Annotated in this window: 16 protein-coding genes; 8 read left to right on the top strand and 8 right to left on the bottom strand. The window is 68.5% G+C overall.

Going from position 1 to position 18,173, the window contains the following annotated elements:
* Positions 1 to 45: 45 nt before the first annotated feature.
* Both PPZ50_RS06065 and PPZ50_RS06060 read left to right on the top strand, forming a co-directional pair.
* Positions 46 to 1,119: a DUF5694 domain-containing protein gene (locus tag PPZ50_RS06065; RefSeq protein ID WP_066693646.1), complete on the top strand. Its 1,074-nt coding sequence runs from the start codon at positions 46 to 48 to the stop codon at positions 1,117 to 1,119.
* 57 nt (positions 1,120 to 1,176) lie between these two features.
* The gene (locus PPZ50_RS06060) at positions 1,177 to 1,953 is read left to right on the top strand and encodes a formate/nitrite transporter family protein (RefSeq protein ID WP_066693649.1); all 777 of its coding nucleotides are present in this window, start codon (positions 1,177 to 1,179) and stop codon (positions 1,951 to 1,953) included.
* A gap of 597 nt (positions 1,954 to 2,550) precedes the next feature.
* Here the strand turns inward: PPZ50_RS06060 and PPZ50_RS06055 are convergent.
* The 3 genes from PPZ50_RS06055 to uvrB form a co-directional block, all read right to left on the bottom strand.
* Positions 2,551 to 3,084, bottom strand: coding sequence for a hypothetical protein (locus PPZ50_RS06055; protein WP_272815742.1), 534 nt, complete (start codon positions 3,082 to 3,084; stop codon positions 2,551 to 2,553).
* On the bottom strand, positions 3,072 to 3,596 hold the full coding sequence (locus PPZ50_RS06050) for a hypothetical protein (RefSeq protein WP_066693654.1): 525 nt from the start codon (positions 3,594 to 3,596) through the stop codon (positions 3,072 to 3,074). Before PPZ50_RS06050 ends, PPZ50_RS06055 begins: the two co-directional genes overlap by 13 nt.
* 286 nt (positions 3,597 to 3,882) lie before the next feature.
* On the bottom strand, positions 3,883 to 6,084 hold the full coding sequence (gene uvrB / locus PPZ50_RS06045) for an excinuclease ABC subunit UvrB (protein ID WP_066693660.1): 2,202 nt from the start codon (positions 6,082 to 6,084) through the stop codon (positions 3,883 to 3,885).
* Between the two features lie 411 nt (positions 6,085 to 6,495).
* Between uvrB and PPZ50_RS06040 the strand changes: the two genes are divergently transcribed.
* Complete coding sequence (locus tag PPZ50_RS06040) at positions 6,496 to 7,824, top strand: amidohydrolase (protein ID WP_066693663.1); 1,329 nt, start codon at positions 6,496 to 6,498, stop codon at positions 7,822 to 7,824.
* A 287-nt stretch (positions 7,825 to 8,111) separates the two neighbouring features.
* Here PPZ50_RS06040 and glsA read toward each other — a convergent pair whose 3' ends face one another.
* The 5 genes from glsA to gspL all read right to left on the bottom strand — a co-directional run bounded on the left by glsA (position 8,112) and on the right by gspL (position 13,619).
* Complete coding sequence (gene glsA, locus PPZ50_RS06035; RefSeq protein ID WP_066693667.1) at positions 8,112 to 9,029, bottom strand: glutaminase A; 918 nt, start codon at positions 9,027 to 9,029, stop codon at positions 8,112 to 8,114.
* Positions 9,030 to 9,171: 142 nt separating this feature from the next.
* Positions 9,172 to 10,398, bottom strand: coding sequence for a type II secretion system F family protein (locus PPZ50_RS06030; RefSeq protein ID WP_066693671.1), 1,227 nt, complete (start codon positions 10,396 to 10,398; stop codon positions 9,172 to 9,174).
* 163 nt (positions 10,399 to 10,561) lie between these two features.
* Positions 10,562 to 12,043, bottom strand: a complete 1,482-nt coding sequence (locus PPZ50_RS06025) for a GspE/PulE family protein (protein ID WP_420038517.1) — start codon at positions 12,041 to 12,043, stop codon at positions 10,562 to 10,564.
* Positions 12,040 to 12,537: a type II secretion system protein GspM gene (gene gspM, locus PPZ50_RS06020; protein WP_066693674.1), complete on the bottom strand. Its 498-nt coding sequence runs from the start codon at positions 12,535 to 12,537 to the stop codon at positions 12,040 to 12,042. The genes PPZ50_RS06025 and gspM overlap by 4 nt, the downstream gene beginning before the upstream one ends.
* Positions 12,534 to 13,619 carry a type II secretion system protein GspL gene (gene gspL, locus PPZ50_RS06015; RefSeq protein WP_232308052.1) on the bottom strand — a complete coding sequence of 362 codons (1,086 nt, stop codon included), beginning with the start codon at positions 13,617 to 13,619 and terminating at the stop codon, positions 12,534 to 12,536. The genes gspM and gspL overlap by 4 nt, the downstream gene beginning before the upstream one ends.
* A 34-nt stretch (positions 13,620 to 13,653) precedes the next feature.
* Between gspL and gspG the strand changes: the two genes are divergently transcribed.
* The 5 genes from gspG to gspD all read left to right on the top strand — a co-directional run bounded on the left by gspG (position 13,654) and on the right by gspD (position 18,024).
* Positions 13,654 to 14,139, top strand: a complete 486-nt coding sequence (gspG, locus tag PPZ50_RS06010) for a type II secretion system major pseudopilin GspG (protein ID WP_066693677.1) — start codon at positions 13,654 to 13,656, stop codon at positions 14,137 to 14,139.
* A gap of 131 nt (positions 14,140 to 14,270) precedes the next feature.
* Positions 14,271 to 14,699 (top strand): prepilin-type N-terminal cleavage/methylation domain-containing protein, encoded by a 429-nt coding sequence (locus tag PPZ50_RS06005; protein ID WP_066693679.1) that lies wholly within the window; start codon positions 14,271 to 14,273, stop codon positions 14,697 to 14,699.
* Between the two features lie 155 nt (positions 14,700 to 14,854).
* Positions 14,855 to 15,187 (top strand): type II secretion system minor pseudopilin GspI, encoded by a 333-nt coding sequence (gene gspI / locus PPZ50_RS06000; protein WP_232308053.1) that lies wholly within the window; start codon positions 14,855 to 14,857, stop codon positions 15,185 to 15,187.
* Positions 15,184 to 15,852: a type II secretion system protein N gene (locus tag PPZ50_RS05995; protein ID WP_272815741.1), complete on the top strand. Its 669-nt coding sequence runs from the start codon at positions 15,184 to 15,186 to the stop codon at positions 15,850 to 15,852. Before gspI ends, PPZ50_RS05995 begins: the two co-directional genes overlap by 4 nt.
* 123 nt (positions 15,853 to 15,975) lie before the next feature.
* Positions 15,976 to 18,024 (top strand): type II secretion system secretin GspD, encoded by a 2,049-nt coding sequence (gene gspD / locus PPZ50_RS05990; RefSeq protein ID WP_066693686.1) that lies wholly within the window; start codon positions 15,976 to 15,978, stop codon positions 18,022 to 18,024.
* Positions 18,025 to 18,173 lie beyond the last annotated feature (149 nt).

Below are 18,173 nucleotides of genomic sequence, written 5' to 3'. Positions count from 1 at the left end.
TCCCCCGCGCGCGCGTCCTACCCTGCCGCGAACCAAGGGGGACCCATGCACCGCATCCTGTTCGCGCTCCTGCTGCTCGCCGCGCCGGCGGCCGCCCAGACCTATCGCACCGACTTTGACCCATCGGCGCACAAGGGGCCACGCTCCGGCCCGGCCAACGACGTCATGGTGCTCGGCTCGCCGCATCTGTCGCAACTGCCCGACCGGTTCCGCCCGGAGGCGCTCGCCCCGCTGCTCGACCGGCTGGCGGCGTGGAAGCCGCAGGCGATTGCGATCGAGGCGCTGTCAGGCGCGCAATGCGATCAACTGCGCCGCTACCCCTATCGCTATGCCGATACCGTGCCGGACTATTGCTGGGACCCGGCACCGGCCAGAGCCGCGACGGGGCTCGATGTGCCCGCCGCCAATGCGGAGTTCGAAGCGTTGCTGGCGACGTTGCCGGCCACGCCCAGGCCGGCCGACCGGCGCAAGCTGGCGGCCTTGTTCCTCGCCGGCGGCGAACCGGCATCGGCGCTGGTGCAGTGGCTGCGGCTGCCGGTCGCCGAGCGCAAGGCCGGCGACGGGCTGGACGCCGTGCTGGTCGCGCGACTGACCACCTTGGAGACCCGCCGCGACGAAAGCCTGATGATCGCGGCACGACTGGCCGTGCGGCTCGGCCTCCAGCGCGTCTATGCGATGGACGACCATAGCGCCGATCGCGCGATGCCGAAGGCGGAGGAAGCCGCCTATGGCAAGGCGATGCAAGCCGCATGGGACAATCCGGTGCTCAAGCGGCGGATGGCGGCGATCGACGCGATGCAGGGCGATTTGGCCACGAGCGCAGGCGTGCTGACCACCTATCGCGGCTATAACGCGCCAGGTCAGGGGCAGATCGCGTTCGACAGCGACTTCGGCGCCGCGCTGGAGGAACCCTCCCCCCAGCGTTTCGGCCGGCAATATGTCGCCTATTGGGAAACCCGCAACCTGCGCATGGCCGCCAACATCCGCGACATGCTGGGCGAGGCGCCGGGGATGCGCGCGCTGGTCATCGTCGGCGCGTCGCACAAGCCGTATCTGGAGGCGTATCTGCACCAGATGCACGACGTCCGCATCGTCGATGTGATGCCGCTGCTGCGCTGATCCGGAGCCGGCGCGGCGTCCGGTCGTTGTCCGCTGGATAACAGGAGAGGACATGCCATGGCGCAGGACGACGCAACCGCCGACACGCTGGCCGACAGCGTCGACGACGCCATGCTGGCCAAGACCAGCCCGCCGCTCGGCGCGATGGTCCTGCTGGGCATCGCGGCGGGGGCGCAGATCGGCTTCGGTGCGATCGGCTATCTGGTCGCGCAGGCCGGGATGACGCCGGGTGGCGGGACGCGATTGCTGTCGGGCATCGCCTTTTCGGTCGGGCTGATGCTGGTGATGGTCACGGGCACGCAGCTGTTCACCGGCAACACGATGCTGGTCCTGCCCGCCGCGCAGGATCGGCTGGGCATCGGCGAGACGCTGCGCGACTGGAGCGTGGTGTGGGTCGCGAACCTGATCGGCAGCCTCGCCATCGCGGCATTGTTCGTCGCATCGGGCGCTCCGCAGGCGATCGACGGCGCGGTCGCACAGGCGGCGCTGAAGACCGCCGATACCAAGCTGGCGAAGGACTGGGGCGAACTCCTCGCATCGGGCGTGCTCGCCAACATGCTGGTCTGCCTCGCGGTCTGGATGGCGACGGGGGCCAAGACCGTCGCGGGCAAGATCGCCGCCGTGATCGGCCCGGTCACGCTGTTCGTCGCGGCGGGGTTCGAACATTCGGTGGCGAACATGACGCTGCTGCCGATCGCCTGGGCGCTGGACCATGCGGCGGTGCCGGTCGGGCCGCTGCTCGGCAATCTGTTACTGGCGACGGCGGGCAATATCGTCGGCGGGTCGCTGGTGGCGATCACCCTCGCGGCGGGGCATCGGGTGCTGGCGAAGTAACCGTCGCCGGCCCGCCCCGGCAAATCTCCCCATGACCGTACGGGACAAGAGCCGCTCGAGGCCCCAGCCTTCGCTGGGGCGACGTCTGTGGGACGTCGGGAAAACCGCTCCACCGTCACCCCGGACTTAATCCGGGGTCCCGCTTCTTCTGCGACGTCGGCGATACAGCGGCCCCCCGAATCAAGTCCGGGATGACGAGAACGGTAACCACCTGTCGTTGGTCGGTCGCGACCGTTACGATCGCCCGCGCCCAAATATGAAAGAGGCCGCCGGGGTCTCTCGACGCCCGGCGACCTCAAGCATGGTCAGCGGCCGGAAGCTCCAGCCCGGGAGACCATGCGAGCCGCTTGCATGGGGCCACGGCGTTGACTGGGGGAGGATACCCCCCGCACGCGGCCGACCCGCTTTAGCGGCGCGTCTCCCGAACGAACTGAACCGACCCCATTGCTGAACCATGAGACATCGGATCACCTCCTTTCGCTAGTTAAAGCCGTTACGCACCGACCGGTGCGCATCCCGAACGTGGGGCATCCGCGGCCTGCGTACAAGACTTGTATTGCACGATGTTTCCGCCATACTCGACCGCCCGGGCCGCGTTCAGCGCCCCGCCGGGCGACATCCCCGCACCACCGCACCGATCGCCTTGTTGCCGGGCACCTGCAGCACCGGGGTCTTGCCCGACGTGATCCCGAACCGCTCCGCCTTGGCCAGCGCGTCGAGGAAGGTCTGGCCGGTGCTGACCGCCGCCTCCAACGCGCCGTCGACCATCTGTGCCGGAAAGGTCGCAGCGGCGTCATCGGTGAACAGGCGGATCGAATCGCCCTCGAAGGGGCCGCGCGAAAGCAGGATTTGCCGGCCCGACCGGTCGCAGCGAATCGCGAAGACGATGCCTTGCTCGTCGGAAAAGGTCGCCGCGCCGGGCTTCGCCGACCACGTTCCGGTCACTGACACCGCCCCGTCCAGTTCGGGCGTCGGCAACTGCCCGGGCCTGAGCACACGCGGCGACGGAGTCGGGCGGGGTGCGGGTGTCGCGCGGGCAGTGGGCTTGGGCGCAGGCGGCGGCGGTTCGCTCGAACAGCCTGCCAGCGCCAGCAGCGCGACCAGCGCCCGCCCCCGCATCAGCGGCGGCAATCCTCGGTCACGCGCAGCACCTCGGCCCAGGCGGGCAGGACCAGGCGCCCGACCGGCGTCCCTTCGACCACGAACCGCCCCCGGCTGAACCCGATCGCGTCGAGCAACCGGTCGCTGGCGGGCAGCGCCACCCCGACCCCGCCCGCCATCAGCTGGACGTTCAGTGTCCGCTGTGTGCTGGTCGTGCGGATCGTGACGGGGCCGGCGACGGGGCGCGCGGTGGCAAAGAGCATCGTCACCTGACCCGCCCCCCGGTCGCAGGTCAGCGTCGCCAGCGGCGCGGCACCGCGCACGCCATAGCTCGCCGCCGATCCGCCGCTTAAGCCCCGATATTGCCAGTCGCCCGGCGTACGCGGCAGGTCGCGCCAGTCGGCGACCGGTGCCACCGGAGTCGGCCGGACCGGCACCGGACGTTGTGCGGGCGCCGGCACCTCTTCGGTCCCGGGCGGCGCACCGGGCGGTACACACCCGGCCAGCAGGATGACGGCGGAAAGGGGGAACAGGATACGCATGCCCCCCTTATGGGCGATGCGGGCGGCAGCCTCAACCGGGGATGGGGCCGCCCTGCGCCGTCCTTCGTCCCCTTCGTCATTCCGGCGAAAGCCGGAATCCATGGTCACGGAACGTCGCGATGGAGCCGAGAACACCCGACACAATGGATCCCGGCCTTCGCCGGGATGAGGACAGTTGCTCCGTCGTCACCCCGGCGAAGGCGGGTGGCCAGATGCGCTGGCATTGCGATTCCAGCCGCTACGACGACGTTTATGGATTCCCGACTTCGCGCGAACGACAGGCGAACTACCGCCGCCGCCCGCCCCCGCCGGCCATCCGCATCGCCTTCTGCTTGCCATAGCGCGTCTTGCGCGTCCCCGGCTTGCCCTCGTTCGACCGCCCCATGACCGGCGCCTTGTGCTCGCTCGCCGGCAGGCCGAGTTCCTCGCTTTCGAGCGCACGGATTTCGTCGCGCAGCCGCCCGGCAGTCTCGAACTCCAGGTTCGCCGCCGCCTCGCGCATCTGCTTTTCGAGGCTTTCGATATAGGACCGCAGGTTATGGCCGACCATATGCGGCCGTTCTTCGTCGATCTCCACCGTCACCTGATCGCGCGACGCGACGTCGGCGATGATGTCGCCGATCTGGCGCTTGATCGTGGTCGGCGTGATGCCGTGCGCCTCGTTATACGCCCGCTGCTTTTCGCGACGGCGATCGGTCTCGGCGATGGCGCGCTCCATGCTGCCGGTGATGCGGTCGGCATAGAGGATCACCCGCCCGTCGACGTTGCGCGCCGCGCGGCCGATCGTCTGGATCAGCGAGGTTTCGGAGCGCAGGAACCCTTCCTTGTCGGCATCGAGGATCGCGACCAGCCCGCATTCGGGAATGTCGAGGCCCTCGCGCAGCAGGTTGATGCCGACCAGCACGTCGTACACCCCCATCCGCAAATCGCGGATCAGCTCGATACGCTCCAGCGTCTCGACGTCCGAGTGCATGTAACGGACCTTCAGGCCCGCCTCATGCATGAACTCGGTCAGATCCTCGGCCATGCGCTTGGTGAGGGTCGTGACCAGCGTGCGATAGCCGAGCTTCGCCGTCTCCTTCGCCTCGTGGATCAGGTCGTCGACCTGTTCCTCGACCGGGCGGATCGTGATCGGCGGATCGATCAGCCCGGTCGGGCGGATGACCTGTTCGCTGAACACGCCGCCGGTCTGCTCCATTTCCCAATCGCCCGGCGTCGCCGACACGCACACCGTCTGCGGGCGCATCGCGTCCCATTCGTTGAAGCGCAAGGGGCGGTTGTCGATCGCGCTGGGCAGGCGGAATCCGTACTCGGCCAGCGTGATCTTGCGGCGATGGTCGCCGCGCGACATGCCGTTGATCTGGGCGATCGTCTGGTGGCTTTCATCGACGAACAGCAGCGCGTTCTCGGGCAGATATTCGAACAAAGTGGGCGGCGGCTCGCCCGGCAGGCGGCCGGTCAGGAAGCGGCTGTAATTCTCGATCCCCGCGCAGCTACCGGTGGCGGCGATCATCTCCAGGTCGAAATTGGTGCGCTGTTCCAGCCGCTGCGCCTCCAGCAGCTTGCCCTCCGTCACTAGTTCCTTCAGCCGCTCGGCCAGCTCATGCTTGATCGCCTCCGCCGCCTGTTTCAGCGTCGGGCCGGGGGTGACATAGTGCGAGTTCGCATAGACGCGGATCGAATTGAGATTGGCGATCTTCTTGCCCGTCAGCGGGTCGAACTCGGTAATCTCCTCGATATCGTCCCCGAAAAAGGTGATACGCCACGCGCTGTCCTCATAGTGCGACGGGAACAGCTCTAGGCTGTCGCCGCGCACGCGGAAATTGCCGCGCTGGAACGCGGCGTCGTTGCGCTTGTATTGCAGCGCGACCAGCTTGCGCACGATCTCGCGCTGGTCGACGACATCGCCCTTCTTCAGGTCGAAGATCATCGCCGAATAGGTTTCGACCGATCCGATACCGTACAGGCACGACACCGACGCGACGATGATGACGTCGTCGCGCTCGAGTAGCGAGCGGGTGGCCGAGTGGCGCATCCGGTCGATCGCCTCGTTGGTCGAGCTTTCCTTCTCGATGTACGTGTCCGAACGCGGAACGTACGCTTCGGGCTGGTAATAGTCGTAATAGCTGACGAAATATTCGACGGCATTGTCGGGGAAAAACGACTTCATTTCCCCGTACAGCTGCGCCGCAAGTATCTTGTTCGGCGCGAGAATCAGCGCCGGGCGCTGCAATTCCTCGATGGTCTTGGCCATGGTAAAGGTTTTGCCCGACCCGGTAACGCCAAGCAGCACCTGATCCTTCTCCCCCCCCTTCGCCGCCGCGACCAGTTCCCGAATCGCGGTCGGCTGGTCGCCGGCGGGCTGGTAATCGGACTTGATGACGAAGCGTTTGCCCGCATCCACCTTCTCCGGCCGGGCCGGGCGGTGGGGGATGAAGGTCTGCCCGGTTTCCGGCTCGGACAGGTCGGTGCGGATCATGATCGCCATGGGTCCGAATATGGGTGTCGCAGAACGGGACGGCAACATTCGGGGTGGCCGGTTTTGCGATTCACACGACGGCGCGAAGAAGAAGGAACTGGTTCGCGCAGAGGCGCGGAGACGCGGAGGGGTTGCGCTGGTGGAACCGTCCCTCGTTGCGCCGCCGAACGCCGGATATCGTCATGCCAGCGAAGGCTGGCATCTGCGCGGCGAGGCGCGCGCTTCACAACCAGGAGACCCCAGCCTGCGCTGGGGTGACGTTCGGGGCGGGACAAGCGCTGGCCGGTCACGAAACCTGCTCCGCGCCTCCGCGCCTCCGCGCGAAAACGACCTTCTTCTTCGCAACCTTCGCCCGAACCGAAACCCTCTCGACACCCGCCCCGAACCCGATAGCTTGACGCCCCAAAGGGGACCCGAACCATGCGCAAACTGATCGCCACCGCCGCCTGCCTGTTCGCCACGACGCCGGCCATGGCCGAACCCGATTGGGCCCCAGCGGTGCGCGCCGATTACAAGGTGTCGCTGGGCAGCATGTGGGACTGGTTCCACCGCAATCCGGAATTGTCGTTCAAGGAGGTGAAGACCGCCGAACGCATGGCGACCGAGCTGCGCGCCGTGCCCGGGATGCAGGTCACCACCGGCATCGGCGGCACCGGCGTCGTCGGCGTATTGAAGAACGGCCCCGGGCCGACCGTGCTGGTCCGCGCCGACATGGACGGCCTGCCGGTCGAGGAGAAATCGGGCCTGCCCAATGCCAGCAAGGCGCGACAGGTCGGCGTCGACGGGGTCGAGGCACCGGTGATGCACGCCTGCGGCCACGACACCCATATCACCGCGATGGTCGGCACCGCCCGCCGGCTGGCGGCGCTGAAGGACCGGTGGAAGGGTACGATCGTCTTCATCGTCCAGCCTGCCGAGGAACGCGTCGGCGGGGCGAAGGCGATGCTCGCCGACGGCCTTTACAGTCGCTTTCCCAAGCCCGATTACGCGCTCGCCTTCCACGTCGCCGCCGGATTGCCGGCGGGGATGGTGTCGGCGTCGGAGGGCATCCAGTATTCGTCGTCGGACTCGGTCGACATCGACGTCCCCGGCATCGGCGCGCACGGCGCCAGTCCGCATGCCGGCAAGGACCCGGTCTATATGGCGTCGCAGCTGGTGATCGCTTTGCAGGGCCTGATCAGCCGCGAACGCCAGCCGCTCGACCCGGGCGTCATCACCGTCGGCTCGTTCCATGCCGGGCTGAAGCACAACATCATCAGCGACATGGCCAAATTGCAGGTGACCGTCCGCGCCAATGACGAGGGCACGCGCAAGCAACTGCTCGACGGCATCCAGCGTGTGACCACCGGCATCGGCACGCTGAACGGCATGCCCGCCGACAAGATGCCGACCGCCAAGGTGATCGAGGGCACGCCGACCACGATCAATGACGGCCCCCTCGCCCGCCGCCTCAACGCGGTGATGGCGGCGACGCTGGGCCCGAAGAATGTCGTGCCGTTCGAACAGACCGGCATGGGCGCGGAGGACTTCGCCTATCTGGTCCAGCCCGATTCCAAGGTAAAAGGCTATTATTTCGCGGTCGGCGGCACGCCGATGGCGGACATCGTCGCGGCCCGGAATGGCGGGGCGCCGGTGCCGTCGCACCATTCGCCACTGTTCAAGGTCGCGCCGGAGCCATCGATCGTGACAGGAACGATCGCGATGACCGCAGCGGTGCTGGATTTGCTGGGGCCGCAGTCGGGTAACTGACCTGCTCCTTACCCCGTTCGGTTCGAGCAGCTTCGAGCCTGTCGAGAAGCGTCCGTCGAGAACTCCCGGTTGCCTGGAACAACCCCCTTCTCGACTACGGTTCTCGGCAGGCTCGAACCTCCGCTCGAAGCAAACGGAAGGGGGGCGGACGGGCGGAAGCGTAAACACAACCGTTCGTGCTGAGTAGGGGCCGAGCGAAGTCGAAAACCCGTATCGAAGTACCTGTCGCGGTCCTTCGATACGCCCTTTCGACAAGCTCAATGGCTACTCAGGACGAACGGATATGATCACCCAAACACCGACCAATCCGCCTTGTCCGCCAGCAACTCCAGCGCCCTCACCCCCAGGATCGAATTTCCCTGCCGGTCGAGATTGTTCGACCACACCGCGATCGACGCGACCTGCGGCACGATGGCGAGGATACCGCCACCCACGCCGCTCTTCGCCGGCAGCCCGACGCGGTACGCGAAGTCGCCCGACCCGTCATATTGCCCGCTGGTCGTCATCAGCGACAGCAACCGCCGCGTCCGCTTGGCGCGCTTGTCGTCCTCTGCATCGCCGGTGCGCGCGGTGCGGGTCAGGAACAGCCCCGCCTTCGCCAGCGACTGCGCGCTTAGCTCGATCGCGCATTGATGGACATAGGCTTCCATCACCTCGTCGATGTCGCAATGCAGATTGCCGTGATGCTTGGCAAAGCTCATCATCGCACGGTTCAGGTCGCCGCCCTTGCGCCCGCTTTCCAGCACGTCGTCGTTCAGGACGACCTCGCCAAGGCCCGCCTCCCGCCGCACGAACTCGACCACCGCCCGTGCCGAGGCATCGTCGCCCTTATGCTCGACCAGAATGTCGCACACCACCAGCGCGCCGGCGTTGATGAACGGATTGCGCGGCACGCCCTTGTTGCGTTCGAGGTCGACGATCGAATTGAACGGATCGCCCGACGGCTCGCGTCCCACCCGCTTGAACACCTTGTCCCCGCACGCCTCCAGCGCCAGTTCCAGCGCGAAGACCTTGGCGATGCTCTGCACCGGAAAGCGGATATGCGAATAGCCGCCATGGAACAGCCCACCATCCGGCGTCGCCACCGCCATGCCGAACCAGTCGGGCGGATAGTCGAGACCGGCATCGGCCGCCTGCTCGATCTCGGCGGCGTTGGTGGTGATCTCCTCCGTCACCTCGGCGACGATGCGGGCGAGGTCGGTCATGGCAGTTCCTTGTTGCTATACGATCACCGGGTAGCACGCGCACCTGCCAAAGGCGAACCGTACCCCCGCGCAGGCGGGGGTCCAGAGCCACAAACGGCCGCGCCGGCGACCCTGGATCCCCGCCTGCACGGGGATAGGGCTGTCAGATCGACACCAGATTGTTCAGGTTGATGATCGGCAGCAGGATCGCCAGCACCATCATCAGCACCAGCCCGCCCATCAGCAGCAGCACCATCGGTTCGACCAGCGCCACCAGCGTCGCGACCAGCGCGTCGAGTTCGCGCTCCAATTCGCCCGACGCGCGGTCGAGCGCCGAAGCCAGCTTGCCCGACGTCTCGCCCGAAGCGACGATCGCCACCAGCATCGACGGAAAAATCTCCGCCTCCGCCATCGCCGCGCGCAAGGACAAGCCTTCGCGCACCCGCGCCGCGACGGTCAGCGCCTTGTCGCGCACGAAGCGGTTGGGGGTGACGGCGGCGGCGGCGTGCAGCGCCTCGACCAGCGGCACCGCGCTGCCGACCAGCGTGGCGAGACTGCCCGCAAAGCGCGCCGCATTATGCTGGCGGCTGAACCGGCGGAACGGCCGGCGCGTCGCCAGCCGCCGGTCGACCCGCAGCCGGTTGGCCGGCACCCGCAACCAGCGCGCACCGATCAGGAACAGCACCAGCGCCGCGACCGCGACGACCAGCCCGTACTTCTGGATGAACGCCGACAGCGCGATCAGCGCTCGCGTCAGGAACGGCAGTTCCGCCCCGCGCGACACGAACACGCGGACGATGTCGGGCACGACATAGACCATCAACAACACCATCATGCCGAAGCTGACGTTGGCCAGCAGCGCCGGGTACAGCAACGCCAGCTGCATCTTCTGCCCATTGGCCTGCCGGGTCTCGACGAAATTGGCGAGGTGGTTGAGCACGTCGGGCAACCGCCCCGACTGTTCCCCCGCCGCCACCGACGCGCGGTAAAATTCGGGAAACGCCTTGGGATGCCGCCCCAGCCCCTGCGCGAAGCTGCGCCCGTCAAGGATCGCGGCGCGCACGTCGAGCAGCAGCGCATTGACCGCGGCATTGTCCGCCTGCCCCGCGACGATGCGCAGCGATTCCTCGATCGAGATATCGGAGCCGACCAGCGTCGCGATCTGCCGGGTGAGCGTCGCCAGCGCCTTGGCCGACACGCCGCGCCGGAACAGCCGGGGCAGCTGGACACTGCCGAGCTTCGGACCTTTTTCCGCCGCTTCCTCGACCGACAGCGGAAGTTCGCCGCGCTCGCGCAAGAGCGCGCGGGCGGCGGCGGGGCTGGACGCTTCGATGACGCCCTTGACGGTGGCGCCGGTGCGGGAGGCGGCGCGGTAGGTGTAGGCTGTCACCGGCCTACCCCCGTCAAAATTCCCGTTTGGTTCGAGCAGCTTCGAGCCTGTCGAGAAGCGTCCGTCGAGAACTCCTGCCCAGCAGGACCCCGTTCTCGATACGCGCTCTCGACAAACTCGATCGCTACTCGAACCAAACGGGTGAGACTAAGGGTGTTGGAAATCACCCCTCATCCCGCACGACCCGCGCGACCTCCTCGACCGTGGTCACCCCGGCCCGCACCTTCGCCACGCCATCATCCAGCAACGCCGGATTATCCACCCGCGCCGCCCGCTCCAGTTCCGCCTCGGCCACGCCGTTATGGATCATCGCCTGCAACCGGTCGTCGACCGCGACGACCTCGTACAGCCCGGCACGCCCGCGATAGCCCTCGTGGTGGCACGCCTCGCAGCCGCCCTTGCGCCACAATTTCTTGCCCGGCTTGATCGCCCCGCCCAGCAGCACGCTGTCCGCCTCGGTCGCGCGATCCTGCCAGCGGCATTCGACGCACAACCGCCGCACCAGCCGCTGCGCGACCAGCCCGACCAGCATCGGTGCCAGCAGATAGCGTTCGACCCCCATGTCGATCAGCCGCGTGACCGATCCGATCGCGGTGTTGGTGTGCAGCGTCGACAGCACGAAATGCCCGGTCATCGACGACCGCACCGCCGTCTGCGCCGTTTCCTGATCGCGAATCTCGCCGACCATAATGACGTCGGGGTCCTGCCGCAGGATCGCGCGCAGTCCCCGCGCAAACGTCATGTCGGTGCGCGGATTGACCTGGGTCTGCGCGATGCCGGCCAGCTCATATTCGATCGGGTCCTCGACCGTCATCACGTTGCGGCGACGATCGTTCAGCCGGGTCAGCGCGGTATAGAGCGTCGTCGTCTTGCCCGAACCGGTCGGCCCGGTCACCAGCAGCAACCCGTGCGGCCGTTCGAGCAACCGTGCGAACACGCTCTCGTCGCGCTCCGACATGCCAAGGCCGGCGAGGTCGAGCATCATACCCCCGCGTTCGAGCAGGCGCAGCACTACCCGCTCGCCATGCTGCGTCGGCATGGTCGACACGCGGGCGTCGACGTCATGCCCGCCGATGCGCAGCGTCACGCGGCCGTCCTGCGGCGTGCGGCGCTCGGCAATATCGAGCTTCGCCATGACCTTGATCCGGCTGACCAGCAGCGGGGCGAGCGCGCGGGGCGGCTCGACGATATCGCGCAGCACGCCGTCGATGCGGAAACGGACGACCAGGCGCTTCTCCTGCGTCTCGACATGCACGTCCGACGCGCCTTCCTTGATCGCCTCCAGCAGCAGCGCATTGATCAGGCGAATGACCGGCGAGTCGTCGCGCGCGTCGAGCAGGTCGTCGACCGCTGCGGCGCTGTCGGCCAGTGCCGCGAGATCGGTTTCGGCCAGTTCGATGTCGGCGGCGGTCGATGCGCTGCCGCCATAGCTCGCCTGCAACGCCGCATCGAACGCACCGTCGTCCAGCGCCACGAACGGGATGCCCGGCGCGACCCGCTGCACCTCCAGCATCGCGTCCAGCGTCGCGTCGGCGCGGTGGACGCATTCCATGCCCGCCTTGCCCAGCCGGATCAGCACGCCGCCCTTGCGCGCATAGCCATAGGGCAGCCGCATCGGTTCGGCATGGAGCAGCGTGTCGGTCACGGCTGGAACTCCACGCTCGCATTGACCCGGCCCGACGTCGCGCCGCGTTGCATCGACACCCGCCGCACGCCGATGGTGCTGGTCGACGCGACCGAACTCAGCCATGTCACCACCGCCGGATAGGGCGAATCGGTCAGCGTCGCAGTGATCGCACCGTTCGCCTCCGCCACGACCGGCTGCAACCCGGCGGTCGCGGCGGTCGAACTGATGACGGCCTGCGGTGGCCCGGCGGCGATCGTTTGCGGCGCGCTTTCCAGCCGCCCGGCGGCGCGCACCCGCGCCATCAGCGTCTCGGCCTGGCGAATATCGGCTCGCGCCTGCGCCCGCGCCGCCTGCACCGGCTTCACCACGCCATAGACCAGCACGACCCCGGCCAGCAGCGCCGCCAGCGTCCCGACCAGCACCCGCTCGCGCGTCGACAGCCCCTGCCACCAGCTGTCGAAGCGACCCAGCGCCGCCTCGATCCGGGCGTTGCGTTTGAGCAGCACGATCATGCGCCGCGCGCCACGATGCGCAGCGTTCCGCCGGGGGCCACGACGACCTGCGCCGCGACGCCCGCTGCGGACAGGGCGGCGCGGACCCGGTCGGCCATGCCGGTTTCGGGCGATTCACAGTCGATGGTCAGCGCATTTCCTTCGAAATTCATGCTCCGCACCACCAGCACCGGCCCGATCGGGCTGAGCGCCCCGCCGACGCGCGACAGCAAGGGCACGAAGCGGTTGGTGCCGGTCGGGCGCGGCAGCAGGTCGGCGACCCGCACCATGAAATCATCGCCCCCGGTCGGCACCGCCGGCGCGGTCGTCGCGACCAGCTGCTGCAGCGCGTCGTAACGCCGCTCGGCGATCCGTTGCAGCATCAGCGTATCCGCCACCGCGATCACGCCATGCGCCAGCGCTGCCAGCCCAAGGATCATCGCGACCTTGCGCGTCGTGCTCGGCCATGCCGTCCGGCGGCGGGCATAGGCCCCCTGCCGCAAATCGATCGGCGCCGCCGCGACCCGGTCGGCCAGCGAGGCAAGCGGAAAGGCCGCGCCATCCCCCGCCATCGCTTCGGGCAAGGGATCGCCCGACGCCGCCACCTTCGGCCGCCCCGCCGCCTCCCATGCCGCCACCAGCATGGTGAGCGGCAGCGCGAATCCGGTGCCGTCGGCGGCGCGGACCAGCGCGCGCCCGGCCGTCACATCGACGCTCCACCCCTCGACCGGCACCGGCAGCATCAGCGCATCGGGCACGAACGCCGCCCCGGCGATACCCGCCGCCTCAGCGAACGCGAGCCATTCGGCCATCACCCCATGCCGGACCACCGCCACCAGATAGCGCTTGTCGCCGGCCGCATCGCCGAGCGCCAGATGCACCGCGTCGATCGGGTCGGCGATCCGGTCCTCGATCGCAAAGGGCAACGCCGCCAGCCGTTTCGCCCGGTTGGGCAGCGGCAGGTCGACGGCGAGGAGAAGGACCGATTCGGACGGCACGAGCAAGGTTGTTGCCGCCACCGTCCCATCGACTAATATGGCTTCGCCGCCCGCGACAGCCCACACGCCGGCGGCCGGACCGGCGGGGGCGGGTTCGATTGTCACAATGGCTTCATCGTGTGGACGCATTGGGGCGTGGATGCGCATCTTATTCCGAAAGTTTCGTGACACCTTGGCCGCGAACCCCGCCGCCCGCAAGGTTTCTGTCCCCGACCGCGAGGCGGGGCTGACATTGGTCGAAATGATCGTCGTGCTGGCGATCATCGCGCTGGTCGCCGCGCTGATCGTGCCCAACGTCATCAACCGCCCCGATCAGGCGCGGGTGACGACCGCCGGCACCGACATCAAGTCGATTTCCGCCGCGCTCAAAATGTACCGGCTGGACAATGGCGATTACCCGACGACGACACAGGGGCTGAAGGCATTGGTCGAGAAACCGACACAGCCGCCCGTCCCCGGCGCCTATCCGCCCGACGGCTATCTGTCGCAGATGCCGCAGGACCCATGGGGCAATCCGTACGTCTACGAATCGACCGGCGGGCGCTTTACGATCAAATCGCTCGGCAAGGACGGCAAGCCGGGTGGCGAGGGGCTGGACGCCGATATCGACGGGACGACCCGCTGAGTCAGTCCTTCCTCCGTCATTCCCGCGCAGGCGGGAATCCATTGCCGCCGACGCCTGCGATAGAGTCGCACGGTCGGTGTGTATGGCCCCCCGCCTGCGCGGGCGTGACGGACCGTGATTCCGAATCCGGCATGACCCTGATCGAAATGCTGATCGTCCTCGCCATCATCGGCGTAGCGGCGGGGGCGGTCAGCCTCGGCATCGGCAGTGCCACCCGCGCGCCGAACGTTGAAGCGGAAGCCCGCCGCCTCGCCGTCCGGCTGCAAGCGGCGGCGGACGATGCGATGCTCGGCGACCAGCTCATCGCGCTGACCACCGACACCCATGGCTATGGCTTCGCCCGGGTCGGCCCGCGCGGGCTGACGCCGATCACCGACGACGCGCTGGCATTCCATACCCTGCCAGGCGGCATGGTCATGGCACTCGACACCGCGCCACCGGTGATCCTGGGCGTCGACGGCACCGGGCAACCGCTCGGCGCGACGGTGACCGGCGGCGACCAGACTTGGCGGGTGCAGTATGACGGCGTGACCGCCCGCGCCACGAAGGTGACCCCATGATCCTCCCCGCTCCGCGGGGAGGTGGACCATGCGCAGCATGGTGGAGGGGGGTGTCCGCCCGCGTAACCGTCGCGTTGCGCCGCGACGCCCCTCCACCGGCGTGCGGCCGGTCCCCCTCCCCGCGCAGCGGGGAGGAACCACAAGCCGGCTTTTCTTTGATCGAGGCAATGGTGGCGCTGGCGGTATTGGCGATCGCCACGGTAGGGCTGATCGGCGCGGTCGAGCAGCACATCGATTCGACCCGTGGCGTCGAACGGCGCGCGATCGCGATGTGGGTCGCCGAAAACCGGCTGGCCGATCTGGAAGTGGGGACGCCGGAGGCGAATGGGGAAACGGTGGACATGCTGGGGCGGCAATGGAGCGTGGGCGTGAACCGGACCGCGACCAGCGACCCCGCGCTCGACCGGGTGACGATCACCGTCGCCCCCGTCGGCGAAGCTGCGCCCATGGCCCGGCTCGACGGCTTCCTGCGCAAGGACGCGGCATGATCGTCGTCGAACGCCTTCGCTTCCGCGAACGCTGGGTCGACTGGCTCGCCGCCGCCGCGATCGTGTCGGTCGCCTTCGCGCTCGCCGGCCTCGTCTGGCGGATCGCGGGCCACGCCGATACCGGCGCGATCACCGTGCCTTCCGAAGCGCGCGCCCGTGCGGTGACGGTCGACAGCGGCCCGGCCATCGCCTGGTCGCCCTTCGGCAGCCCGACCGCCGCCGATGCGACCTCGCCGACCGGCATTCAGGCGATCCTGAAGGGCGTCGTCTTCGCCCGCCCGGCCGAACTGTCGATCTCGTTCGTGTCGCTCGGCAACGAACCGGCCAAGCCGTACAAGGTCGGCGACGCGCTGGCTGGCGCGCAGGTGACCGAAATCCGCCGCGACCGCATCATCCTGAACAATGGCGGGCGGCTGGAATATCTCGCCTTCCCCGATCCCTTCGGTCAGGCGACGCCGACGCCGGGCACCGCCCCGCGCCTGCGCCCGGACAGCCGCTCGCCCCGCCCGCACCCGCCGCCGCCGCCCCGCCGCCGCCATCGGCGCAGGCGGTCCTCTCGCGCCTCAACGCCACGCCGGTCGCGGGCGGCTATGCCATCGGCGCCAACGCCCCGCCGGGCATGCGGCAGGGCGATGTCGTCCAGTCGGTCAACGGCGCCGCCATGACCGACCCGTCGGCGGTCAATGCGGCCATCGCCAGCGCCGCCGCATCGGGGCAGGCGCAGGTCACCATCCTTCGCGACGGCAAGCCGATCACCGTCTCCATTCCCATCCGTTAGGGTCTTCCCCGTGCGCCACCGCTTCGCCTCCGCCTTCCTCTCCCTCGCGCTCGCCGCAACCAGCCTGTCGCCGGCTATCGCTCAGACCCAGGCCGCCGACATCGTCGTCAACATGCGCGGCGTGGAGATCGCCGACGTCGCCGATCAGATCAGCCGCATCACCGGCCGCACGCTGATCCTCGACCCTAGCGTCAAGGGGCAGGTGACCGTCACCTCCGCCGAACCGCTGTCCCCGGCGGGCGTGTGGGAGCTGTTCCAGTCGGTGCTGCGCGCCAACGGCTTCGCCGCCGTCCGCTCCGGATCGGCATGGCGCATCATTCCGCAGGCCAATGCGGTGCGCGACGGCGGGGTGCGCACGCGCGGCGTCGGCGGGCAGGAACTGACCACGCGGATGGTGCGCCTCTCGAACGTCCCCTCGGCCGATGCCGCGCGGATCGTGCGGCCGTTGGTCGCCAGCTTCGGCAGCGTCGAGCCGCTGACCCAGCCCAATGCGATCGTCGTCACCGACTATGCCGACAATGTCCGCCGGATCGAGGCGCTGGCCCGGTCGCTCGACGGCGGCGGCGGATCGACCTTCGCCACCATCACGCTGACCAACGGCAACGCCGCCGACATCGCCACCGCGATGCAGGCGGTGCTGGGCGAAGGCGGCGCGCGCGTCGCGGGCGATCCGCGCAGCAACACCATCCTCGTGCGCGGTACGCCCGCCAGCGTCGCGGAGGCGCGCCGCATCGCCCAGTCGCTCGACGCACGCGGCGGCAGCGCGACCATGTCGACCCGCGTCTTCCGCCTGAACTTCGCCGATGCCGAAAGCGTGACCGACGTGTTGCGCGGCATTCTCGGCCAGCAGCAGTCGGCGACGAATCCGGTCGCGCGCAGCCTCTCGACCGTCAGCCAGCGTAACAATGCCGGGCAGGCGCTGTCGGGCCTGATCGCCAGCGGCGGCACCAATGCCGGCGCGCTGGCCGGTGCCGCGGGTGGCCTGGGCGCCACCGGGGTTGGCGGCAGCATCAGCACCGTCGGCCAGAATCAGCAGACGACCCCGGCGCAGGGCTTCACCACTCCCGACATCACCGTCCAGCCCGCGCCCGACATCAACGCCGTCGTCGTACGCGGCACGCCGACCGCCATCGCCCAGATCGAACGCCTGATCCCCGACCTCGACGTCCGCCGCCCGCAGGTGCTGATCGAAGCCGCGATCGCGGAGATCACCGGGCAGGACGCCGAACAACTGGCGGTGCAGATCGGTACGGCGGGCGCAGCACTGACGCAGGTGAGCGGCGCCGGCACATCGTTCGACAATGGCGGCGCATCGCTCGGCCGGATCCTCGGCGTGCTGGGCGTACCCGCCGCCGGCCTACTGAGCGGCGGCCTCTCCGCCAATATCGGCATCGGCAACGATTTCTCGATCCTCGTGCAGGCACTCAGCACCTCGACCAAGGCCAATCTCCTTTCGACCCCGCAAATCACCGTGCTCGACAACAAGCTCGGCGAGTTCGTCGTGGCGCAGGAAGTGCCGTTCGTGACGGGTTCGATCCTGACCGGCAACGGCACCGCCAACCCCTACACCACCATCGAACGCAAGGACGTCGGCATTACCCTCCGCGTCCTGCCGCGCATCAATGCCGGCGACACGATCCGGCTGGAGGTGAGCCAAGAAGCATCCTCTATCGCCCCGACCCAGGTCAGTGGTGCGGCCGACATCATCACCAACAAGCGCTCAGCCAACACCACCGTCCTAGCCGACAATGGCCAGACGATCGTGCTCGGCGGCCTGACCAGCGACGATTATCAGCGGCTCCGCAGCCAGGTGCCGATCCTCGGCAGCCTTCCGGTGATCGGCGAACTGTTCAAGGGCCGCACCGAAAGCCGCCAGAAGCGCACCCTGTTCGTGTTCCTGAAACCGACCATCCTGCGCGACGGCGCGGATGCGTCGGCAGCGGCGCGCGCGCGCTACGACCGGCTGCGTCGCGACGAGGTGCTGCAGGGCGACAAGCGCAGCCTGCTCCTTAATCCCCCTGCCCCGCGCCTGACGATGGAAATCGACGGAATTTACTGAGCGGAACCACCGCACCAACCGTCACCTCGGGCTAGACCCGGGGTCCCGCTTCTCCTTCTTCGGCCGCCAAGAAGCGGGACCCCGGATAAATCCGGGCGTTGAGACGCGCCCCCGCCCCCCCGGACTTTCCTACACGCCGCGCCGCTGGC

Source organism: Sphingomonas hankookensis (assembly GCF_028551275.1).
GTDB lineage: Bacteria > Pseudomonadota > Alphaproteobacteria > Sphingomonadales > Sphingomonadaceae > Sphingomonas > Sphingomonas hankookensis_A.
The sequence above is the reverse complement of the archived record's forward strand: the minus strand, read 5'-3'. Positions and strand labels throughout refer to the sequence as shown.

Excerpts from the sequence above, each read along its gene's own strand:
- PPZ50_RS06065 (WP_066693646.1), top strand. The coding sequence starts at position 46 with ATGCACCGCATCCTGTTCGCGCTCCTGCTGCTCGCCGCGCCGGCGGCC.
- PPZ50_RS06060 (WP_066693649.1), top strand. The coding sequence starts at position 1,177 with ATGGCGCAGGACGACGCAACCGCCGACACGCTGGCCGACAGCGTCGAC.
- PPZ50_RS06050 (WP_066693654.1), bottom strand. The coding sequence starts at position 3,596 with ATGCGTATCCTGTTCCCCCTTTCCGCCGTCATCCTGCTGGCCGGGTGT.
- uvrB (WP_066693660.1), bottom strand. The coding sequence starts at position 6,084 with ATGGCGATCATGATCCGCACCGACCTGTCCGAGCCGGAAACCGGGCAG.
- PPZ50_RS06040 (WP_066693663.1), top strand. The coding sequence starts at position 6,496 with ATGCGCAAACTGATCGCCACCGCCGCCTGCCTGTTCGCCACGACGCCG.
- glsA (WP_066693667.1), bottom strand. The coding sequence starts at position 9,029 with ATGACCGACCTCGCCCGCATCGTCGCCGAGGTGACGGAGGAGATCACC.
- gspM (WP_066693674.1), bottom strand. The coding sequence starts at position 12,537 with ATGATCGTGCTGCTCAAACGCAACGCCCGGATCGAGGCGGCGCTGGGT.
- gspG (WP_066693677.1), top strand. The coding sequence starts at position 13,654 with ATGCGCATCTTATTCCGAAAGTTTCGTGACACCTTGGCCGCGAACCCC.
- PPZ50_RS06005 (WP_066693679.1), top strand. The coding sequence starts at position 14,271 with ATGACCCTGATCGAAATGCTGATCGTCCTCGCCATCATCGGCGTAGCG.
- PPZ50_RS05995 (WP_272815741.1), top strand. The coding sequence starts at position 15,184 with ATGATCGTCGTCGAACGCCTTCGCTTCCGCGAACGCTGGGTCGACTGG.